Source organism: Polaromonas sp. P1_G4 (assembly GCF_056405475.1).
Genome location: NZ_JBFUCA010000322.1, coordinates 1 through 4,909, shown reverse-complemented (window position 1 = coordinate 4,909; position 4,909 = coordinate 1). Strand labels below are relative to the sequence as shown.

Here is a 4,909-nt window from a genome sequence, read left to right as displayed (position 1 = left end):
CTCAAGGCACCCAAAAAGACGCTTGGGCAGAGGAAAAAACATCGAAACGCTCAAAAACTGCCGTTTTTTTGSCTGTTTCGGGCATCAAATCGCGTTCAAGCCCAATAGGAATCTGCGCGAGCAGCTATAGAAAAGATAGCAAAAATCAAACAACACCCAGACAGTGGAAGCAGCAACTACCTCGGCCATGGCAGCCTGCGGATCCTGGCCAGCGCTTCGCGCAGCCACATCACCATCAGCGCTGCGCCGGAGGCCGTACCCGCTTGCGAGCGTTGATCACACGGGCACCGGCATCAACACCATGGCAAACCCCGGTGGCAACCAGACCGGCAACGGCAAGCATCGCGGCGGTATGAACGCTTACCGCCGCGAGGGCCAGCGCCAGCGGTCCTGATCCGGTTAACCCTGCGACCGATGCCTCCCCTGCGCACAATGGAATCAGGGCCGGCACCAGCATCAAGCCGGCGCCGTGCGCGGTGGACATCATGAAAGACCAGAGCGCCAGCCCGGCATGCCCCGCCGGCGCGCGCGCCGCCCTGGGTGCGCGGCCCGACAGGTGAACCACGGCGAAGGCGGCCAGCAGGCCGCCTGCCAGGACCTGCAAGGTGAAGCGATCCAGCGCCACGCCCCCTGCCACCGCGCCGGCCACCAGCGCGATCGATGCGGTGTGCCCGGCTGCAATAGGCACCAGCGCCCGCAGCGCCTGCGACCGGTCGCGTGCACGCACGCCCCAGGCGGCAGCCAGCGCCCAGCCGGTGGCGGGGTTCAGCCCATGAAGGGCGCCGACCCCTGCCACCACAAGCCACGGCCAAAAGCTTGACATGATGTGCGCGCCGGTCGCGGACTGCTCAGGCCTTGGTGCTGCAGCACGAATCGGCTTCGGGCGCGGGCGTGAATGCGGACGCAGTTTCGTAGCGGTCGTGGTGGCGCACCCAGTCCATCTTGTAAAACCCGTCATGCTCGTCCCGGCCCTTGGGCGTGAGGTCCAGCATGTTGTAGGTGCCCATCATTACCTCCACACCGCGCCCGTAGGTCGAGTAGGTGTGGAAAACCTGGCCTGCGTCATCCTTGTAGAACAGGCTGATGCCGGGCGCTTCCTCGGCCGGGAATTCGGTCATGCCGTAGTTGTAGTTGACGGTGCCGTTGACCCTTTCCTCGGGCTTGAAGCTCACGTGAAAGTCGTAGTTGAAGTCGCTGCTGTTCGAAGAAACCCACTTGAAGTTCCAGCCCATGCGGCGGCGAAAACGCTCGATCTCGGGCAGCGTGGCGCGCGAGACGGCCACAAAACTCACGTCGCGGTTCTCCAGGTGGATCTGCATGCCGGCGGTGTGGTCTGCCATGTAAGAGCAGCTCGGGCAGCCCTGCTCCCAGCCCGGGCCGAACATGAAGTGCTGCACCATCAGCTGGCGGCGCCCTTCGAACAGGTCGGCAAGCGAGCGTTTGCCTTCGGGCGTGTCGAAGATGTAGTTTTTCTCGATACGGACCCAGGGAAGCGCACGGCGCTCGCCGGCTATCCGGTCGCGCAGGCGTGTCAGTTCTTTCTCCTGGGCCAGCAGCGTCTTGCGCTCGGCCAGCCATTTGTCTCTGGACACAACGGAGTGCTTCATGGCGGATGTTTCGGTCATGGTGGTATTCATGGTGTTCTCCTGGGTTAAACGGGTGGGTGGATGGGTAGTCCGCGCTCAGGCGCTTGCCGGTTGTTCGCGGTGCATGGCGGCCTGCACGGCAGGCCGGGCAGCGATTCGCGCCTGGAACGCCAGCAGCCTGGGAAAGGCCGACAGGTCCAGCTTGACGAACTCCGCCCAGCGCGTGACCACAAACAAATAGGCATCGGTCACCGTGAAACGGTCGCCCAACAGGAACGGTGTGCGGCCCAGCGTGGCTTCCAGCAGGCGATAGTGTTTGTGCAGGTGGGCCATGCGCGCGCTGCGAACCTCATCGCTGCAGGCTGGGTTGAACAGCGGCATGTAGCCTTGGTGYAGTTCTGAATTGATGTACCCCAGCATCTCCTGCAGGCGATAGCGCGCCATGCTGCCGCTGGCGGGTGCCAGCTGCGCCTCAGGCTTGAGGTCGGCAAGGTACTGCACAACGGCGGGGCCTTCCGTCAGTACGGTGCCGTCGTCCAGCTGGAGCACGGGCACCAGGCCTTTGGGGTTGATGGCGAGAAAGTCTTCGCCGTGCTCGGTGCGCTTGGCGACCACGTCGACCTTCACGAGTTCGATGGCGAGGCCTAACTCATTGGCCACGATGTGCGGCGACAAAGAACAGGCGGACGGGCTGTAGTAAAGCTTCATGGTTTTCTCCTTGGCTCGGTGAGCCGTTTGCTTGGGTTTGCGTTGCGTGGGTCAATGCGCTGCCCGACCCGTGCTGGTAACAGGTGCGCTCGTTATCGGTCTTTGTGACCGAATGGGGTTGTCAGCGCAGGGGGGCCTGCGCTGGGTTCTATGCGGCTTTTGCTGCTTTGGGCCGCCGAACGGCTCGGACTTTTCCGCTCTTGCCGCCGCCCGCATAGAAGAGGTCTGCGCCGTCGGACTCCAGTCCGCTGACGCCGGTGCCTTTCGGCATTTCCAGCCGCTCGAGCACGGCGCCGCTCTTCGGGTCGATGCGGCGGATCTCGCTGTCATCGCCCTCCCAGGTGCCGTGCCAGAGTTCGCCGTCCACCCACGTCACGCCAGTGACGAAGCGGTTCGATTCAATCGTGCGCTGGATGGCGCCAGTCTTCGGGTCAACCTGGTGGATCTTGCGGTCGCGGTACTGGCCCACCCACAGGCTGCCTTCGGCCCAGGTCAGGCCCGAGTCGCTGCCACTGCCGGGCGCCGGGATGGTGGCCACCACTTTGCCCGTGGCCGGGTCGATCTTGTCGATACGCGTCTCGGCGATCTGGTAGAGGTGTTTGCCGTCGAAGGCGGTRCCGGCGTCACCGGCGCATTCCAGCGTGCGCGTTTGCTCGCCACTGGCGGGGTCGAAAGCAACGATTTTTGCGCCGGTGGCGGCCCAGACGCGCTGGCCATCATGCGTGACACCGGCGACGTCGTTGACGCCGGGGAAGCTGTATTCGCGCACGATCTCGGCGGGACGCGCCTTGGGTTCGGGTTTTGCCGTGAGGGTCTTGCTGCTCATCGTTGCTCCTTAATGCACCGTCCATCGGCGCCATGGAGACAACTCTATCCAATCGGCAGCGAAGCAGGGAGTAACAAGATCGTCGTGAATCCGGCCAGCGGCGGCGCCAGCCAGCGCTGAGCCCGTGCCCGGCCCATGGAGCGCACCCGCCCACCGGCTTCCAGATCGGCCAGCGCCCGCTGCACGGTGCGCTGGCTTGCCCCGACGGCCAGCGCCAGTGCCGAAGTGGACCAAGCCGCGCCGTCAGACAGCAGCGCCACCAGCGAGGCCTGCTCGCCATCAATGGGCGGTGCCAGCACAGCCACATCGCGTTCACCACGCGGCTTCAGGATGAAGCCCCGCTCGGTGGCTTCGATGCTTGCGAGTGTTTTGACCAACGCTCGCAGGCGGCCGATTTCGACCCTCAGGCGCGCCCTGTGCGTCTCGTCAGGGCGCCTGGTGCGAAAGGCGGATTCGATCAGCGCTTCGCGGCTCACATCACCAGGCCATGCTTCGGCGAGTGAACGTGCCAGCGAGAACAACACCGGCCGCCGCGCCAGCGGCCGCCACTGGTCTCCGGCCCCCAGCCCACGGCGGCAGGCGTCGACCACCAGCGCGTCCGAAGCCAGGAGTGCCGCAACCTCATCGAGGCGCAGCGCCTGCTCGCCGCCGGCGGTGAGGCGCCGGGCGGCGGGCCGGTCAAGCGCAGCGCGCGCTTCGGTGACTTCGGCCATGAGCGCCGGCACCTGCGCACGTTCGGCCGCTGCATGCGCACGCGCCAGCGCCATCCGCGCGTCGCCGACGCGCAGCGAGCGCAGCGCTAGTTCGGCAGCAGTCAGTTCAGCCACGGCCCGCAGCGAAGGCGGCAAGCCGCGCGCATCCAGCTTCGTCAGCGCCACAGAGGCCTCATCAAGCCGACCCAGCAGCAACAGCCGTCGTGCGGTGATGAGCCACGCCTGCAGCGTATTGGCTGTGTCGGCGTGCGCCTCCAGCGTGGCCGCTGCCGCTGCCAGTGCGCGTGGTGAGCCGCCAAAGTCGCGCATGGCCATCGCTACCTCGGCTTCTGCCACAACGCAGCGTGCGCGCGCCAATTCTTCATGCACGCCAAAGCCGCGTGCGGCGCGTTTCAGGAGCTCGCGGGCGCGCGGGTGCTCGCCAAGCTGGGCCATGGCGATGCCGCGCAAAGCCAGAGCCGGCGGGTCGTCGCGCAGGGCAACGCGCTTGAGGGCACCGAGCGCATCGCCGGCGGCCAGTGCGCGGGCGGAGGCGGCAATCAGTGAATCCATGCTGACATGGTTATGCCCGTGACAGCCGCCGCGCCGGTTGCCCCCCGGCACGCGGCAGGCTGGCGCTGACCAGCGCCGCGGCCAGCGTGACCAGCCACGAGTAATACACCCACACCAGAAAAGCCAGCAGCGGCGCGAAGGCGCCGTAGATCGTGCGGTAGGTGGGCACGTTGGCCAGGTAAATCGCGAAGCCGTACTTGCCCAGCTCAAAGGCAATACCGGCCAGCAGGCCGCCCGCGATCGCATGACTCCACCGTACAACGGTGTTCGGTACAAAGCGGAACAGGCAGGTGAAGCCGATGGCGCTCAGAATGGCGGGCCCCAGGTTAATGGCATGCGGCACCCAGGCAGGCCGCGCGCCCATCAGCCCGCTGGAAGCCGCCACCAGATAAGACGCGGCCCACAGGCTGGCGCCGATGAGCACCGGCCCCGTGAGCAGCATGCCTGCGTACAAAGCCAGCCGGCGCAGCACGGGGCGTGGCTTCTTCACCTGCCATATGCGGTTCAGCGTGTTTTCCATGCTC

The 4,909-nt window shown here is 65.9% G+C and carries 6 protein-coding genes; all 6 read right to left on the bottom strand.

What is annotated here, in order from left to right:
* Positions 1 to 235 precede the first annotated feature (235 nt).
* Entirely contained in the window at positions 236 to 823 is a 588-nt protein-coding gene (locus AC1D1X_RS15600) for a hypothetical protein (RefSeq protein ID WP_477670905.1), read from the bottom strand.
* A gap of 25 nt (positions 824 to 848) precedes the next feature.
* Entirely contained in the window at positions 849 to 1,637 is a 789-nt protein-coding gene (locus tag AC1D1X_RS15595) for a DUF899 domain-containing protein (RefSeq protein WP_477670906.1), read from the bottom strand.
* A 45-nt stretch (positions 1,638 to 1,682) separates the two neighbouring features.
* On the bottom strand, positions 1,683 to 2,294 hold the full coding sequence (gstA, locus tag AC1D1X_RS15590; RefSeq protein WP_477670907.1) for a glutathione transferase GstA: 612 nt from the start codon (positions 2,292 to 2,294) through the stop codon (positions 1,683 to 1,685).
* Positions 2,295 to 2,442: 148 nt separating this feature from the next.
* Positions 2,443 to 3,120, bottom strand: coding sequence for a Vgb family protein (locus AC1D1X_RS15585; RefSeq protein WP_477670908.1), 678 nt, complete (start codon positions 3,118 to 3,120; stop codon positions 2,443 to 2,445).
* A gap of 44 nt (positions 3,121 to 3,164) precedes the next feature.
* Positions 3,165 to 4,385: a helix-turn-helix domain-containing protein gene (locus tag AC1D1X_RS15580; RefSeq protein ID WP_477670909.1), complete on the bottom strand. Its 1,221-nt coding sequence runs from the start codon at positions 4,383 to 4,385 to the stop codon at positions 3,165 to 3,167.
* A gap of 10 nt (positions 4,386 to 4,395) precedes the next feature.
* Positions 4,396 to 4,909: YhjD/YihY/BrkB family envelope integrity protein (locus tag AC1D1X_RS15575; protein WP_477698601.1), on the bottom strand; the 514-nt coding region annotated here is incomplete at its 5' end.